The sequence below is a fragment of the Fulvivirga kasyanovii genome, assembly GCF_009711405.1.
GTDB lineage: Bacteria > Bacteroidota > Bacteroidia > Cytophagales > Cyclobacteriaceae > Fulvivirga > Fulvivirga kasyanovii.
Map to the genome: position 1 here is coordinate 1 of NZ_SMLW01000511.1, position 15,082 is coordinate 15,082.

Consider the following 15,082-nt stretch of genomic DNA (forward strand, 5'->3'; position numbering starts at 1 on the left):
CTCTCGTAAAATTACAATCTATTGATTCGAAACTTGACGAAATAATCAAATTAAGAGGAGACCTTCCTGATGAAGTTCAGGATCTTGAGGACGAAATCGAAGGGTACAAGACCAGACACGGAAGGTTTAATACCGAACTGGAAGAGCTGGAACAATCTATAAAGGATAATAAAGCCGGGATCAAAGAAGCAGAAAAACTGATCCAGAAATACAACGAACAGCAAAACAACGTAAGGAACAACCGCGAATTTGACGCTATTACCAAAGAAGTTGAGTTGCAGGAGTTGGAAATCCAGATACTGGAAAAGAAAATCAGAGAAGCACAGGAAGCCATCGAAAGAAAGAAAGAGGAGATTGACGGCATTCAGTCGCTAATTGATGAAAGAGGTGCTGATCTGGAAAGCAAGCAACAGGAGCTAAAAGAGATTCTTGAAGACAGCCAGGAGGAAGAAAGCCAACTGAGGAGCGACAGAGAAAAAGCTACCAAGAAAATTGAGCCTAAACTTCTTAAATACTACGAGAAACTAAGGGCTAATCTTTCAAACGGCCTGGCCGTGGTAACTGTAAAAAGAGGAGCTGCAGAAGGTTGTAACATTGTAATCCCTGCTCAAAAGATCGCTGAGATCAGAGAAAAGAAAAAGATTGTAATTGACGAACACTCAGGCAGGATTTTAGCGGACGTAGACATGGAGTCTATGACCGAAGAGAAGCCTAAGAGAACTACGAGAAGAAAGAAAAAAGCATAATATTGGCTTTAAACAAACACATACTTTTAAAAAAGGTAAGTTTCAACGCTTACCTTTTTTTATGCTTTATATTCCCGGTTTCCCTGCTGGGCAATGGCACTGACTGGGAATTCAACAAAGAAGAAAAGCAGGCCTATAATTATATCATCTCCCTTCAACTGGACAAAGCTACTCCCCTGCTGAGCGATAAACGCCCGGCCTCTGCTTACCTCAAAAACCTGAGCGAGTCCATTCGGCTGATCATCACAGAAGACCCCTCCCTTTTTGAGGATTATGAAGATGCTTTTGACGACCGGCTTGATTTAATTGAACCACTGGAAACCAACAGCGGGTATAAAAATTTTTACCTGGCCGAGCTATACCTTCAGCGTGCCTTTGTAAACCTGAAAATGGGTTATGAATGGACCTCCGCCTGGGATTTTCGCCGGGCCTACAAACTGATCGATACCAACACCAAAAAACACCCTGATTTTCTCCCTAACTACAAATCCATGGGACTCCTTCATGTAATGATCGGCTCAGTTCCGGAGCGGCACCAATGGCTGATCGGCTTGCTGGGCATGCAGGGTTCGGTCAAACAAGGCCTTTCCGAAATTGAAAAAATGGCTGAATCGGACCACTTCTTCAGCAAGGAAGCCCAGGTAGTTAGCTACCTGCTCGAAGCATACCTACTCAACCATGGTGATGAGGCTGTTAAAGACTTCTCAGTCATGTACGCCAATAATCAGAAGAATTTGCTTTTCGGCTACCTGTACATGTCCCTGCTTATTAAAAACAGTCAAAGCCAAACGGCCCTGGACACCTATCAAAACCTCAAAAAACTAAAGGAAGGCTACCTTGAATTTAACTTTCTGAACTACCTGGCCGGAGAAATACACCTCCAGAAAGGCGACTATGAGTTAGCTGAAACCTATTTCTCTGAATTCATTAAAAACACCAAAGGGAGAAACTTCACCAAGGACGCACAATACAAACTATTCCTGGCTTACTGGCTGAACGACAAAGAGAGCAAGGCTATAGCCGCTCATTTAAAAGCACAGCAAACCGGCCAAACCAAGGTTGAAGCAGACAAACATGCCTCAAAAAGCCTGGGGCAGCCCCAATTCCCGAACAAAACTATTATGAAAATAAGGCTGCTGACAGATGGCGGTTTTTATGAAGCAGCAAAAACTCTGGCAGCCAAAGACTATACTTTCTCTTCCAAAAAGGATAAGGTTGAATTCACCTACAGAAAGGCCCGCCTACTACATAAGACCGGCGATACGGAAGATGCTATTAAATTGTATGCTGCAACGATCAATGAAACTTCGGGGGAAACCTGGTATTTTGCCCCGAATTCCTGCCTGCAACTAGGGTACATTTACCATCAAATGGGAGACATTTCTCTGGCCAAACACTATTTCAATGAAGTATTAGGTTACAAAAACCATGAGTACAAAGCAAGCCTGGACAACAAAGCCAAGGCAGCCCTGGCAGGCTATGAAGAACAATAGCCGTTTAAGTGCTTAACATCATTAAAGCTCTCTATCAAAAACATCTCACCTGTATAAACCAGCTTATACATACATAAATTGGAATGTGAGAACAAGTCCATGCAATGGAGCGGATAATTGAGCATCTGGCAAAGCAATACACGCATAGCCCGGCCATGCATGCAGATCAGCACATGTTCCTCGTCCTTTTGCGATAATATTACCTCAAGGGCTTCTTTTTGTCTGTCATACACATCCTGGGGGCTCTCGCCTCCCTCTATGCGCAAAGTAATGTTGCCACTCTGCCACTGATAGATCACATCATGGTAGTAGGCATCCTCTTCCGGAGTAATTTCTATACCTTCACGGGTACCCCAGTTAATCTCATTCAAACCACTAAGCGCCTGATGGGGAATACCTTTTTCGATGAACTTTTCCACCGACTGGATACTCCTTTGGAGGGTGGAAGTGTAAACTTTATCAAAAGGGATATCCTGAAAAGATTTGTAAAAACTTTCAGCCTGTTTCTTACCGGTATCATTCAACGGCGCATCAATACCGCTACCCTGAACTATTTTTTTCAGGTTATAATCGGTCTGTCCGTGCCGTATCAAATATATTTTTTTGCTTTTCAATTTTGTCTGTATTTTTGGCCTGCAAAAATAACCTTTTTTACCAATTAGCATGATCAATCCGGAGTTAACCCTCGATGACATCAATAAAATGAACAAGAACACCATGATGGAGCATCTTGGCATTGAATTTACAGGGATAGGCCCGGACTACATAACCGCAAAAATGCCGGTGGACAGCAGGCACCATCAACCTTACGGTTTGCTTCATGGCGGCGCCAGTGTTGCCCTGGCCGAAACCCTGGGAAGTGTGGCGGCACACTGCTCGATAGACACTTCCAAATATTTTTGTGTAGGGCTTGAAATCAACGCCAATCATCTAAAAGGAGTTCGATCAGGTTATGTTTTTGGAAAATCAACCCCCATACACATCGGTAAGTCAACACAGGTGTGGGAAATAAGGATTACCAACGAACAGGATGAACTGGTTTGCGTTAGCAGAATAACGATGGCAGTTCTGGAACAAAAAAAATAGAAATTTGACAATCTCAGAAGAAATAAAGATCCAACCCATAGCGCAAGTCATTAACAATGCTGTCGCTTTTGGAAAAAAGGAAGGTGGAGCAGTGGCAGTTTGGAGAATTCCCGGGGAGGATGACATTCAACTGATCGTTGATTTCTCAGCAGAGTTAAAACCTACTTCCGACCCACTGGAGACGAAAGCATCCGGTTTTGTATTTGCACCGTTTGAAACTTCAAGTGATGCTTATCTGGTAAAAGCCGACCTGCATATCAACCTCGGAAGCCATAAGATAACCACACGACCCGACTATAACGTCAGTACAAAAACAGAAAAATTCCTCAACTTTCTGGAAAAGGAAAAGGCTACCAAAGCGGTAGCTTCTGACATCAAAATATCTGACACCACGGGTGATAAGGATAAGTTTATTCAATTAGTAAGTACCTCCGTTAAAGCCATACAAGAGGGCAAATTCCAAAAGGTGGTGCCCTCAAGAAAGAAAGAAATCACATTTGACCGTCCTCTGAATGTGGGCGACAATTTTTTAAGACTGGCCAAAGCATACCCATCTGCTTTTATTTCCCTGGTGTTTGTACCTCAGGCAGGTGTCTGGATGGGGGCCACACCGGAATTGCTGATCAGCGTTAAAGACAATGTTTTCAAAAGTGTGGCACTGGCAGGAACTCAAAAATATGAAGAAGGCACCTCTCTGTCCAATGTAGCATGGACCCAGAAAGAAATTGAAGAGCAGGCATTGGTTGGCAGGTATATTATTAATTGCTTCAAAAAGATCAGGCTGAGGGAGTTCGAAGAGCTGGGACCGAAAACAGTAGTAGCCGGAAATCTGCTACACCTGAAAACAGAATACAAAGTAGATATGGTAGCCACAAACTTTCCTGACCTTGGGGAGATTATGCTGAAGCTGCTCCACCCTACTTCTGCCATTTGCGGCATGCCTCTGGAACCGGCCCGGGAATTCCTGATCAAGCATGAACACTACGACAGGAAGTACTTTGCAGGCTATCTGGGCCCGGCCAACTTCGATGGCAGCACGCAGCTTTATGTAAACCTGAGATGCATGCATATTGAAGATAACAAGGCTACTGTATTTGCCGGTGCCGGCGTTACAGAAGATTCCCAGCCTGAAAAAGAATGGACGGAGACAGAAATTAAAATGAATACTTTGCTAAACATCATCAGATAATTGAACCTGCAACCGATCTACAATATCGCCGAAATCTGTAGCAAGCACGGGATCAGCCAGGCCGTATTGTCACCAGGCTCCCGGTGTGCCCCTATTACACTTGCATTTACGCGGCACCCGAAGATAAACTGCCGCACCATTACAGACGAAAGGGTAGCCGCATTTATAGGGATGGGTATTGCCCAACAGTTGAAAAAGCCCACCGTACTGGTCTGCACTTCAGGGTCAGCCGCCTATAACTATGCTCCTGCCGTTGCTGAGGCCTTTTTCCAGCGTATACCGCTACTGGTAATCACCGCAGACAGGCCACCGGAATGGATAGATCAGCTCGATGGCCAGACCATCAGGCAACCTGAGCTATACGGCAAGCACATTAAAAAAAGTTACAACCTCCCCGTAGACCTTGACCACGCTGATGCTCAATGGCATGCACAACGCCTGATATCAGAAGCCATAAATACTGCCGAAGAATTTCCGGCCGGGCCTGTACACATCAATGTGCCTTTAAGGGAGCCTTTTTATCCGAAAGACAATGCCGAGATCAGGTTTGATGAAAATATTAAAACCATTGCCGAAACCAGCTCAACCAAAGACCTGAGCAGCAGGGAATGGGAAACCTTAACGGAGAAATGGAAAAAATTTAACCGGATCCTCATCATTGGCGGTCAGAATAACGTCGACACCAGACTTACTGCTCCACTCAGCAGGATCATTAAAGAGCAGAAAATCCCTGTGGTTGGAGATATTATTTCCAACCTGCACCCTGTAGAAGATCTGATCAGGCATGCCGACCTGTTTTTGGGTCAGGATAAAAATGGTCTTCACGAAAGCCTGCAACCGGAATTAATGGTAACCTTTGGCAACTCAACCATTTCAAAAAATGTGAAGTTGCTACTGAGAAAATATCAGCCCCAGGAACACTGGCACATCCAGGCCGGCGGATATGTAGCAGACACTTTCAAATCCCTTACCAGGGTGATAAGAATAGAACCTGAGACTTTTTTCAAAAAAGTAGCAGAAATTGAGCTGCCACCAACTTTTGACAACCAGAAGCAGGAGAATTACTACCATATCTGGCAAATTGAGGAAAGAAAATCGTCACGGTTGCTACAGACCTTTTTTCCGCAGGAGCCTTTCGGTGAATTTGAATTTATCAGGGAAGTCATCAATGCCCTTCCTGATCACTCCAACTTACACCTGGCCAACAGCATGGCCGTACGGTATGCCAACTTCTGCGGACTCCAAAACCCTACCGTTGAGGTATTTGCCAACAGGGGCACCAGTGGCATAGATGGCAGCAACAGCACCACCGTAGGCCATTGCCTTACTTCCGAAAGACTCAACACACTGGTAACCGGTGACCTGGCTTTCTTCTACGACAGAAATGCATTCTGGCACAACTACGATATGAAAAACCTTCGGATCGTACTGGTAAACAACCATGCAGGAGGTATATTCAGGATCATCAATGGCCCGGACAAACTACCGGAGCTTGAAGAATATTTTGAAACCAGACAGAAGCTCACCGCGCGTTTGACTGCGGAAGAATTCGGATTTGAATACCTCCACTGCAACAAAAGGAGCAAGCTGACGAATTACCTGAAAGAGTTCTTTGAAGATAGCGACAGGCCAAAGATACTGGAACTTGAAACCTCAAGTGAGGAAAATACTGCAACACTAAAAGCTTTTAAAAACACATTTAGAGATATTAAATAGATAAAACCTAAAACTATGGCAGAAAAGAGAAAATGGGAAACCATTAAATCATTTAACGACATAAAATTTGAGTTCTTTGAAGGTATCGCAAAGATCACCATCAACAGGCCGGAAGTTTATAACGCATTTCGCCCCGAGACAAATATAGAAATGTTGGAAGCCATGGATATCTGCAGAGAAAGACAAGATATCAACGTGGTAGTCCTCACCGGAGAAGGCGACAAAGCATTTTGCTCCGGAGGTGACCAAAACGTAAAAGGCAGCGGTGGCTATATCGGTGAAGATGGAGTGCCAAGACTCAATGTACTTGACCTTCACAAGCGCATCCGTGAGCTGCCTAAGCCGGTTATTGCCATGGTTAACGGATATGCCATCGGTGGTGGCCATGTGCTGCACGTAGTATGCGACCTCACTATCGCCTCCGAAAATGCAATATTCGGGCAAACAGGCCCTAAAGTAGGAAGCTTTGATGCAGGTTTCGGCTCATCATACCTGGCAAGGCACGTGGGGCAGAAAAAAGCAAGAGAGATTTGGTTCCTTTGCAAGCAATACACCGCTGCAGAAGCTGAGACCATGGGTATGGTTAACAAAGTAGTGCCTTTGGAAAGCCTTGAAGATGAGACCGTTGAATGGTGCAAGATCATGATGCAAAGAAGCCCAATGGCCCTGAGAATGATTAAAAGAGGACTTAATGCCGAACTCGATGGACAAAGAGGACTCATGGAGTTTGCCGGGGATGCAACACTCATGTTCTACCTGATGGAAGAAGCACAGGAAGGGAAAAACGCATTCCTCGAAAAGCGCGACCCTGACTTCAAGAAGTTCCCTAAGTTCCCTTGATAAAACTATGTTGCCACTGGAACATTTTTAGGTATATGGCAGCCTGTTAATTTTGTAGTTTAGGTAGCATGAAAAGAATCTTATTCGCAGTATTTGCTATCACTCAATTAATAGGCTGTCAAACAACAAAGCAGGCAGCACAAACCCCTTCCGACACCACAAAGGAAGAAAAAAAAGAAATTAAGCCCTACGACAAGATTGTCACTAAAAATACAATCTCTGACGAAGGGCTTTTTTTAATACATCAAAATGACGACAAAGTATATTACGAAATACCCGACACCCTTCTGGGCAGGGATATGCTGCTCATAAGCAGAATTTCAAAAATAGCACCCAACTTCAGCGGCGGGTATATTAATGCCGGCACAAAAACAGGCGAGCAGGTTGTAAGGTGGCACAAGAAAAACAATAACATACTTCTAAAATCCGTCTCCTACAATGCAGTAGCCAGCGATTCACTTCCCATCTATCAGTCGGTAGAATCAAACAACTACGCCCCTACACTCAAAAGCTTTAAGATCAAGGCATTTTCCGCCGACTCATCTTCTGTGGTTATTGATGTCACCGATCTTTTCACTACCGATATCCCGAGCCTGAGCGCTATGTCATCAGAAATGCGCAAAGAATACAAAATCAAAAAACTTGACACAGAAAGATCATTCATAGAAAGCGCCAAAAGCTTCCCGCTCAATATTGAGGTAAAGCATGAAATGACCTATGTTGCCGATGAGCCCCCTTCATACACGGAAACCGGCACCATCAGCATGATCATGAGCCAGTCTATGGTACTGCTCCCGAAAACGCCCATGATGGGGCGACTGTATGACGAACGGGTAGGCTGGTTCACGGTCAGTCAGATAGATTATGGATCAGAAGCACTCAAAGCAGACTCCAAAAGCTTCATCAGGCGCTGGAGGCTGGAGCCTAAAGACCCGGCAGCTTACGCCCGCGGCGAATTGGTAGAGCCAGTAAAACCTATTGTTTACTACCTTGACCCTGCAACACCAGTGAAATGGAGAAAATACTTTAAAATGGGCATCGAAGACTGGCAGAAGGCCTTCGAAACAGCAGGGTTCAAAAATGCCATCATTGCCAAAGACCCTCCTACTCCATGGGAAGACCCGGACTTTAGCCCGGAAGATGTGCGTTATTCCATTGTACGTTATGTAGCAAGCACCACAAGAAATGCCATAGGGCCCAGCGTCTCCGACCCACGGTCAGGCGAGATCATCGAAAGCGACATCATCTGGTATCATAACCACCTGAGATCGTACAGAAACAGGTATTTGCTGGAAACAGGTGCTGCCAATCCCAAAGCCCGTACTTTGGACACTCCAGAGGAGGAAATCGGCGAAATGATGAGGATGGTAATAGCTCACGAAGTAGGACATGCACTAGGCTTGCCTCACAACATGAAAGCCAGTGCCGCCTACCCAACGGACTCGCTAAGGTCGGGAGCTTTCACCCAAAAGTACGGCATTGCAGCCACTATCATGGATTATGCCAGGTACAACTACGTGGCCCAACCCGGTGACGAAAACATCAGGTTTATACGCCAGATCGGCCCTTACGATCATTACGCGATAAACTGGGGCTACAGGGTAATTCCCGAAGCCAAATCATCCTCCCGGGAAAAGCCTGTCCTTGATCAATGGATAAAAGAAAAATCTGGTGACCCGAAATACCTGTTTGGCAGTGGCTACGGTGATTTTGATCCCACCTCACAAACGGAAGGCATCGGTGCAGACCAGGTCAAGGCCAGCAGCTACGGTCTGTCTAACCTGAAAATTGTGGCCGCAAACCTTATCGACTGGACCACCGAAGACAATGAGAATTATGATGACCTGGAAGAGTTATATGGGGAATTGACCGGGGTTTGGAGCAGGTATATCGGCCATGTTACTGCCAATATCGGAGGTGTGGTGGAAACCCTCAAAACCCATGACCAACCAGGTGTGGTTTATCAGAGCGTACCAAAAAGGGACCAGGAAAGGGCGATGAACTTTCTGCTTAACGAAGCTTTCAAAACCCCTGACTGGCTTATCAGAGAAGATATCCTGAGGAGAATAGAACATGCCGGCGCAATAGAAAGAATAAGAAGTTTGCAGGTAAGGCACCTGAACGACCTGCTAAGCTTCGAAACCATCCAAAGGCTTATTGAGGCAGAAGCCTTTCTTGGCACTGATACCTATACCGCAATCAATATGATGGACGATCTTCAAAACGGGTTGTGGAGTGAACTTAGAAATAATAAACCTATCGACGTTTACCGGAGAACCCTTCAAAAGGCCTACGTGGAGCGGCTTGAATATTTGATGACATCAGAACAACGCGCCGTGCCAGAGCGTTGGAGAAGATATATGCAACGTGTAGAGGTGAATGTTGATCAGTCAGACATCAGATCCCTTGCCAGAGCAAAGCTAACAGAACTTAAAAGCAGGATCAGAAGATCAAGGATTAGTGATAAAATGACAACCTATCACCTGAATGATATGGTGGCTCGCATTGATCAGATATTGGACCCTAAACCATAAGGCGATGTTCGAAAAAAGAGAAATATACAGAGCCATAGGCGAACTGGCCTATGCTATAGCCAAGGCTGGTGACGGCCTCCGGCTTGAAGAAAAGAAGGCATTCATGGAAATTGCCGAGGAAGAGCTTAAGTTTGAGGCATGGGCAGCAGAAAGCCGCTTTGAAATACTTGACGAAAAGGTACACCCCAGCCTGGAGCATGCCTACAATGAAGCCCTTCATGAGTTTAAGCTGTATAAAGAGCACCTGACTCCCGAGCTGAAAGAAAAAACAATTAAAGTCTTGAAGAAAGTGGCCGAAGCCTGTAAAAAATCAGAAATTAAGGACTTCATTATCGATAGATTAGAACACGATCTAAAAGCACTTTAAACAAAATGGAACCCGTACTTCAAATCAACGGTAAGATTATGGACTGGCATAAGCCGGATCAGTTTAAGCCGTCAAATGCATTTGAAAGAAGTACCGTGGAGTTTATTCAGCAATGGCTTTCAGGCAAAAGTAGTTTTAATATCCATACCTCGGGGTCAACCGGAAAACCCAAGTCTATTAGTATCACCCGGCAGCAGATGGAAACCAGCGCCCGCTTAACCATCCATGCGCTGCAACTAAAACCTGCCCAGACGGCTTTGGTGTGTCTGGATACAGGTTACATAGCCGGCAAAATGATGCTGGTCCGGGCATTGATCCACCGCATGAATATCATAGCCGTAAACCCCGCGGCTAATCCACTGGAAGGCATCAGTCATTCACCGGACTTTACCGCTGTAGTGCCTCTCCAGCTCGAGGAGATGCTCAAACATAAGCAGGCAGTAGAGCACCTCAATAAAATGAGTGCCATAATAGTTGGAGGTGCCCCGGTAAGCACCGTACTGGAAAGAAAGCTTCAACAAATTTCCGCCCCGGTTTATGCCACCTACGGTATGACAGAAACAGTCTCTCACATAGCCTTGAAAAAGCTTAACGGTCCGGAAAGATCAGACACATTCACCGCATTTGATGAAGTGAAACTAGACCTCGATGCCAGAGGTTGCCTTACCATCCAGTCAGCGCTAACCAATCATGAAATGTTGGTAACAAACGACCGGGTAAACCTGATAGATGACCACCATTTTGAGTGGTTGGGACGAGCAGATAACACCATTAACAGTGGAGGTGTAAAAATACAAAGTGAAAAAGTAGAAAAAGTTGTGGCGCAAATATTGGATGAGCTGGCTCTCTCAAACAGATTTTTTGTGGCAGGGTTACCGGATGAAAAGCTTGGCAAGAAGGTATGCCTGATCATTGAAGCGGAAAGTATTCAAAGGGATCAGGAAGAGATAGCTGTCAGGTTGCAGGAAAAATTAGATAAATATGAAGTCCCCAAAAGCATCCTGGGCATATCCCGGTTTTCAGAAACCCCCACGGGAAAGATCAACAGAGGAGAAACCTTAAAACACCTTACCCTCACGAACAAAGCATAGGTAATTTTATACCTTTGTTAGTCTCAATTATGAATTCTTCTCCAATTCTGCGTTTCCAGAGCTGTTAAATAAAAAACGCTCCATCTCATAGCTGAAATGGAGCGCTTTTAATATGATTATTTCTATTGGTTATTAGAATTTGTAAGATAAGCCTACTTCTAAGCCAGATAATGAACTACCGGAAACTTCTGCATTGGCAGCCCAATTCGGGTGAAAATACCATCTGGCACCTGCCTGAACTCCGATGAATGCTCTTGATTCTTCAAGATCGAAATCATCATTACCACTATAGTTGTCACTCCAGATAGTATAACCGACAGACAAACCACCATAAAGATCCAATTCTCCGGGTAAACCATCGATATGGTTTCCAAAATGGTAGTCACCTCTAAAGCTTATATTAGTAACAGAGTAGCGAACTTTATAACTATTTCCAAAAAAACCATAACGGTCGCTATAGCTTCGGTAACTTATTCTTGGTCCGATTGTGATTTTGTCAGTAATTCCGAAATCCATACCAAAATAAACAGGAACTCCATACGCTGAGGCCCCTAAGCCAAAATTAATCTGTTTCATACCAGGGTCTGGTCCAAACCCTTGAGCTTTTGCAAAAAAGCCTACGCCAGACAATAAGGCAAGCAATAAACATTTCTTTAATATACTGTCCATGAATTTAATTGATTTTAGTTGTTGTCAAATTTCAATTTTTTTGTCCATTAATTCAAACTTAATTTGCCAAAGAAACGGATTATAACACATAGATTCGTTAAAACCTGCATTTTAGGCAAACAATACAGCCCTTCAACAGACGAATTGCATAAAAGAAAAGACAAAATAAACCGTAAAAGGTTACCGCTTTTACTTCTTACTTTCTTTCAACCTTATAATTTCCTTTTGCAAATCAAGTACAATTGAAGCCAACTGCTCTGTGGAAACTTCTTTGCTGTCGTCGGCATCCGGGAACTGGACACTGATATATGCCTTGCTGGCCCACACCTCCAGTACATCTTCTATACCGATCTGGAACGGGGCATACTGCCGGTTATCAGATACCAAAAACAGCTTTCCATTGTCGTTTATGTAGTTAAAAACCCTTTTGTAAACAATGCCCTCAGATTTTGTTACCAAAATATAGGTTTTACCATTTTTGATATCCCTTACGTCATCAATATACTCTCCTATAATAATAGTACCCGGCAGGATCGGAAGCATGGAATCACCGGAAATCTCAAAGGCCCGGTAGGTAGCGTTGCCGGGCAGGATTGGAAGTTTAAATTTAGGAAGCTCCTGAATATACTCAGGATCGGCATAGCCGTTAAGATATCCCGCAGCAGCTTTTTGCGGAACCAGTTCTATATTCTCTCTCTGATGTTCGTCTACAGTAATCGCCAGCACCTCTTTTCCCCTTTTAAATTTACTTACGTTCAACTCTTCTTCAGACAGCCGGCTCACGTCTTTATTGATAAGGATATCTACCGAAGTCCCGAAAACATTAGCCATCCGTATAAGATTGCTTATCCTGGGATCGGCCCTCCCCTCTTCGTATGCACCGACCAATGATCTTTTTATATCTATTCTTTCAGCAAACTGTTCCTGGGTCAAACCTAACTTCTTCCTCAGGTATTTGATATTTTCACTGATAAGACTCATATCTGGATTTAATTATTGAATATTAAAATAGGGTCTTTGCGTTTATGCCTCGCTGCTAAATTATATAAATGCGAATGATAATAACTATCCCCTTCCTCAATAAATCTTACTTCATGCTCAATCGTGCTTACCACCTCCCTCAACGTTGATCCTGACTCGGCCAGCAGATAACCATAAAGGCGCGGTTGTGAAGAAGAAGTAACAAAAAATTTGATCTGACATCTTCCTGATTTCAGTCTTTTGCTGTACAGTTTCAATTTGTAATCTCGTTCCATATCACTCGTTTACTAATTTATTTAGTAATAATAAAGAGTTTTAAAATACAAACCAAATACATTTACTAAATATTTTAGCCAACCGATCTATGAAAAACTTTTTACCTGATCTTTGCCCTGATAATTCTATCTGCTAAAATTCTTTTATAACTTCACACCGGGAATAATTTAACTATGGAAGACAGCTACAAACACAGGGGCATGAGGCGCTCTCTGCTCAAAATATTAAGAGGCAAAGGGATAACTAATGAAGCGGTACTGGCAGCGATAGGGAAAGTACCCAGGCATTTCTTTTTTGACAATGCATTACTGGAACACGCCTATCAGGACAAAGCCTTTCCTATCGGAGAAGGCCAGACCATTTCCCAACCTTATACTGTAGCCTTCCAGTCAGAAAAACTCAATGTAAAAGAGGGTTGCAAAGTACTGGAAATAGGTACCGGAAGCGGCTATCAGGCATGCGTACTTCTCGAAATGGGAGCCAACGTATATACTATAGAGTATAACAAGGTCCTCTATGAGAGAACCCGTAAATTTCTCCCGCTTATGGGCTACAGGCCGCGCTTCTTCCAGGGAGATGGCTCCAAAGGACTCCCCCGCCATGCCCCATTTGATAGAATAATAGTCACAGCCGGTGCCCCATCAGTACCCGACAGTCTGATCAAGCAGTTGAATATTGGTGGCATCCTGATAATACCCGTAGGTGACAACGAAAGGCAAAAGATGCTAAGGATCACCCGGATAGATGAGAAAAAGCTAAAAAAAGAAGAGTTTGATTTCTTCAGCTTTGTACCTTTGAAAGGAGAAGAAGGCTGGGGACGGTGATTACAATTCTTAGTTCTCAGTTTACGATTCACAGTTACCACCTAACACCTGAACTATAAACTGAGAACTATGATCTGTAAATTATGAACTATAAACAGTGAACCGTAAACTACATTAACTTCAAACATCCATATATGTCCAAAAAACAAAAATTTGTCAGAGAGTCGTTTGTAACCATGACCGAATTTGTGCTACCCAACGACACCAATACCTTAAATAACCTTATGGGCGGAAAGCTTATGCACTGGATGGACATTGTTTCTGCCATAGCCGCTCAGAAGCACTCCAACCGGATAGTGGTTACCGCTTCCGTTGACAATGTATCGTTCGGCAAGCCTATCCAACTGGGCAATGTGGTTACCCTAAAAGCAAAGGTCACCCGTTCATTCAATTCATCTATGGAGGTACATATCCAGGTAGAAGCCGAGGATATCCCCGGCAATAAGAAATTTGCCAGCAACAGCGCCTTTTTCACCTTTGTTGCCGTTGACCAGTCTGGCAAACCCATAGACGTACCGGAAGCCATCCCTGAAACCGACGAGGAAAAGGAACTATATGCCGGAGCATTGAGAAGGAGACAATTAAGACTGGTACTTGCAGGAAGAATGAAGCCGGAAGAAGCCGTTGAGTTAAAATCAATATTCAAATTTGAGGAGAACAATGGGTGACAATAGTTTTCTAAAACATTTTATAACAGAGCCTGTATTTGTAATACCCGGGGAGGAATTGTCTGCCACAAAGGCTGCCCCAAAAGAAGAGAAGGTTGAAACTGTTGCAGAGGAAGCCACCGAGGTGTACGGCCAACCAGAGCCTGAGCAAAAACAAGTGAAAGAACTGGTATTTAAGGGCAGCAACAGCAGGCAGGTACTGGTTATAGTAGACCAGCCCGCAGAAGAGTTTATCAACGCTACGGATGAAGCCTTCCTGAGCAAAATCATTGGAGCTATTAAGCTTGACATCAATGACATAGCCATTGCCAACTTCCCTAAAAACGATGACCTGAACAAGGAAACGCTTTTGAAATTCAACGCCACCAGATACATAGTATTCGGTGTTGACGACAGCAAGTTGTTTAAAGACAATTTACCCCCTTACCAGATCATTGACATGGACAACGGCAAACAGGTGCTGAACTGCTCCTCGCTGGCAGCTATTGCGGGTGATGCTACACAGAAAAAGCTTCTTTGGACTGCACTGCAAAAGATGTTTCTATAATCTTACCCATATCAGGTTTTAATTATTTTATTTTAAAATAATATATGTTCTTCTA

The 15,082-nt window shown here is 43.9% G+C and carries 16 protein-coding genes; 12 read left to right on the forward strand and 4 right to left on the reverse strand.

From position 1 onward, the window contains the following. Window positions 1-746 (forward strand): zinc ribbon domain-containing protein (locus E1163_RS10600; protein WP_155171449.1); only part of this gene is annotated, 746 nt, incomplete at its 5' end. A gap of 2 nt (window positions 747-748) precedes the next feature. Continuing rightward, a complete protein-coding gene (locus E1163_RS10605; protein WP_155171451.1) occupies window positions 749-2,239 on the forward strand; it encodes a tetratricopeptide repeat protein in 1,491 nt (496 codons plus the stop codon). Here the strand turns inward: E1163_RS10605 and E1163_RS10610 are convergent. Further along, window positions 2,224-2,853 (reverse strand): histidine phosphatase family protein, encoded by a 630-nt coding sequence (locus E1163_RS10610; RefSeq protein ID WP_185156044.1) that lies wholly within the window; start codon window positions 2,851-2,853, stop codon window positions 2,224-2,226. The two genes, E1163_RS10605 and E1163_RS10610, sit on opposite strands and share 16 nt — an antisense overlap. Window positions 2,854-2,902: 49 nt before the next feature. On the opposite strand from E1163_RS10610, the gene E1163_RS10615 reads away from it, so the two are divergent. The 7 genes from E1163_RS10615 to E1163_RS10645 all read left to right on the forward strand — a co-directional run bounded on the left by E1163_RS10615 (window position 2,903) and on the right by E1163_RS10645 (window position 11,062). Beyond that, on the forward strand, window positions 2,903-3,325 hold the full coding sequence (locus E1163_RS10615) for a hotdog fold thioesterase (RefSeq protein WP_155171454.1): 423 nt from the start codon (window positions 2,903-2,905) through the stop codon (window positions 3,323-3,325). 4 nt (window positions 3,326-3,329) lie between these two features. Continuing rightward, window positions 3,330-4,514 carry an isochorismate synthase gene (locus tag E1163_RS10620; RefSeq protein WP_155171456.1) on the forward strand — a complete coding sequence of 395 codons (1,185 nt, stop codon included), beginning with the start codon at window positions 3,330-3,332 and terminating at the stop codon, window positions 4,512-4,514. Next, a complete protein-coding gene (menD, locus tag E1163_RS10625) occupies window positions 4,515-6,230 on the forward strand; it encodes a 2-succinyl-5-enolpyruvyl-6-hydroxy-3-cyclohexene-1-carboxylic-acid synthase (protein WP_155171458.1) in 1,716 nt (571 codons plus the stop codon). A gap of 15 nt (window positions 6,231-6,245) precedes the next feature. After that, on the forward strand, window positions 6,246-7,070 hold the full coding sequence (gene menB, locus E1163_RS10630; RefSeq protein WP_155171460.1) for a 1,4-dihydroxy-2-naphthoyl-CoA synthase: 825 nt from the start codon (window positions 6,246-6,248) through the stop codon (window positions 7,068-7,070). A 68-nt stretch (window positions 7,071-7,138) separates the two neighbouring features. Further along, the gene (locus E1163_RS10635; protein WP_155171462.1) at window positions 7,139-9,604 is read left to right on the forward strand and encodes a zinc-dependent metalloprotease; all 2,466 of its coding nucleotides are present in this window, start codon (window positions 7,139-7,141) and stop codon (window positions 9,602-9,604) included. Window positions 9,605-9,608: 4 nt separating this feature from the next. Next, entirely contained in the window at window positions 9,609-9,971 is a 363-nt protein-coding gene (locus E1163_RS10640) for a hypothetical protein (protein ID WP_155171464.1), read from the forward strand. Window positions 9,972-9,976: 5 nt separating this feature from the next. Continuing rightward, on the forward strand, window positions 9,977-11,062 hold the full coding sequence (locus E1163_RS10645; protein ID WP_246223607.1) for an AMP-binding protein: 1,086 nt from the start codon (window positions 9,977-9,979) through the stop codon (window positions 11,060-11,062). A gap of 132 nt (window positions 11,063-11,194) precedes the next feature. Here the strand turns inward: E1163_RS10645 and E1163_RS10650 are convergent, their stop codons facing one another. The 3 genes from E1163_RS10650 to E1163_RS10660 all read right to left on the reverse strand — a co-directional run bounded on the left by E1163_RS10650 (window position 11,195) and on the right by E1163_RS10660 (window position 12,987). Continuing rightward, window positions 11,195-11,731, reverse strand: coding sequence for an outer membrane beta-barrel protein (locus tag E1163_RS10650; protein WP_155171466.1), 537 nt, complete (start codon window positions 11,729-11,731; stop codon window positions 11,195-11,197). Window positions 11,732-11,920: 189 nt separating this feature from the next. After that, window positions 11,921-12,712 carry an XRE family transcriptional regulator gene (locus E1163_RS10655; protein WP_155171468.1) on the reverse strand — a complete coding sequence of 264 codons (792 nt, stop codon included), beginning with the start codon at window positions 12,710-12,712 and terminating at the stop codon, window positions 11,921-11,923. An 8-nt stretch (window positions 12,713-12,720) separates the two neighbouring features. Beyond that, window positions 12,721-12,987 (reverse strand): hypothetical protein, encoded by a 267-nt coding sequence (locus tag E1163_RS10660; RefSeq protein WP_155171470.1) that lies wholly within the window; start codon window positions 12,985-12,987, stop codon window positions 12,721-12,723. Window positions 12,988-13,161: 174 nt separating this feature from the next. Here E1163_RS10660 and E1163_RS10665 point away from each other — a divergent pair, with 174 nt between their 5' ends. The 3 genes from E1163_RS10665 (at window position 13,162) to E1163_RS10675 (ending at window position 15,027) form a co-directional block, all read left to right on the forward strand. Then, window positions 13,162-13,812: a protein-L-isoaspartate(D-aspartate) O-methyltransferase gene (locus E1163_RS10665; RefSeq protein WP_155171472.1), complete on the forward strand. Its 651-nt coding sequence runs from the start codon at window positions 13,162-13,164 to the stop codon at window positions 13,810-13,812. 134 nt (window positions 13,813-13,946) lie between these two features. After that, a complete protein-coding gene (locus E1163_RS10670; protein ID WP_155171474.1) occupies window positions 13,947-14,480 on the forward strand; it encodes an acyl-CoA thioesterase in 534 nt (177 codons plus the stop codon). Next, entirely contained in the window at window positions 14,473-15,027 is a 555-nt protein-coding gene (locus E1163_RS10675) for a hypothetical protein (RefSeq protein ID WP_185156045.1), read from the forward strand. The genes E1163_RS10670 and E1163_RS10675 overlap by 8 nt, the downstream gene beginning before the upstream one ends. Window positions 15,028-15,082 lie beyond the last annotated feature (55 nt).

Excerpts from the sequence above, each read along its gene's own strand:
- E1163_RS10615 (WP_155171454.1), top strand. The coding sequence starts at position 2,903 with ATGATCAATCCGGAGTTAACCCTCGATGACATCAATAAAATGAACAAG.
- menB (WP_155171460.1), top strand. The coding sequence starts at position 6,246 with ATGGCAGAAAAGAGAAAATGGGAAACCATTAAATCATTTAACGACATA.
- E1163_RS10635 (WP_155171462.1), top strand. The coding sequence starts at position 7,139 with ATGAAAAGAATCTTATTCGCAGTATTTGCTATCACTCAATTAATAGGC.
- E1163_RS10640 (WP_155171464.1), top strand. The coding sequence starts at position 9,609 with ATGTTCGAAAAAAGAGAAATATACAGAGCCATAGGCGAACTGGCCTAT.
- E1163_RS10645 (WP_246223607.1), top strand. The coding sequence starts at position 9,977 with ATGGAACCCGTACTTCAAATCAACGGTAAGATTATGGACTGGCATAAG.
- E1163_RS10650 (WP_155171466.1), bottom strand. The coding sequence starts at position 11,731 with ATGGACAGTATATTAAAGAAATGTTTATTGCTTGCCTTATTGTCTGGC.
- E1163_RS10655 (WP_155171468.1), bottom strand. The coding sequence starts at position 12,712 with ATGAGTCTTATCAGTGAAAATATCAAATACCTGAGGAAGAAGTTAGGT.
- E1163_RS10660 (WP_155171470.1), bottom strand. The coding sequence starts at position 12,987 with ATGGAACGAGATTACAAATTGAAACTGTACAGCAAAAGACTGAAATCA.
- E1163_RS10665 (WP_155171472.1), top strand. The coding sequence starts at position 13,162 with ATGGAAGACAGCTACAAACACAGGGGCATGAGGCGCTCTCTGCTCAAA.
- E1163_RS10670 (WP_155171474.1), top strand. The coding sequence starts at position 13,947 with ATGTCCAAAAAACAAAAATTTGTCAGAGAGTCGTTTGTAACCATGACC.
- E1163_RS10675 (WP_185156045.1), top strand. The coding sequence starts at position 14,473 with ATGGGTGACAATAGTTTTCTAAAACATTTTATAACAGAGCCTGTATTT.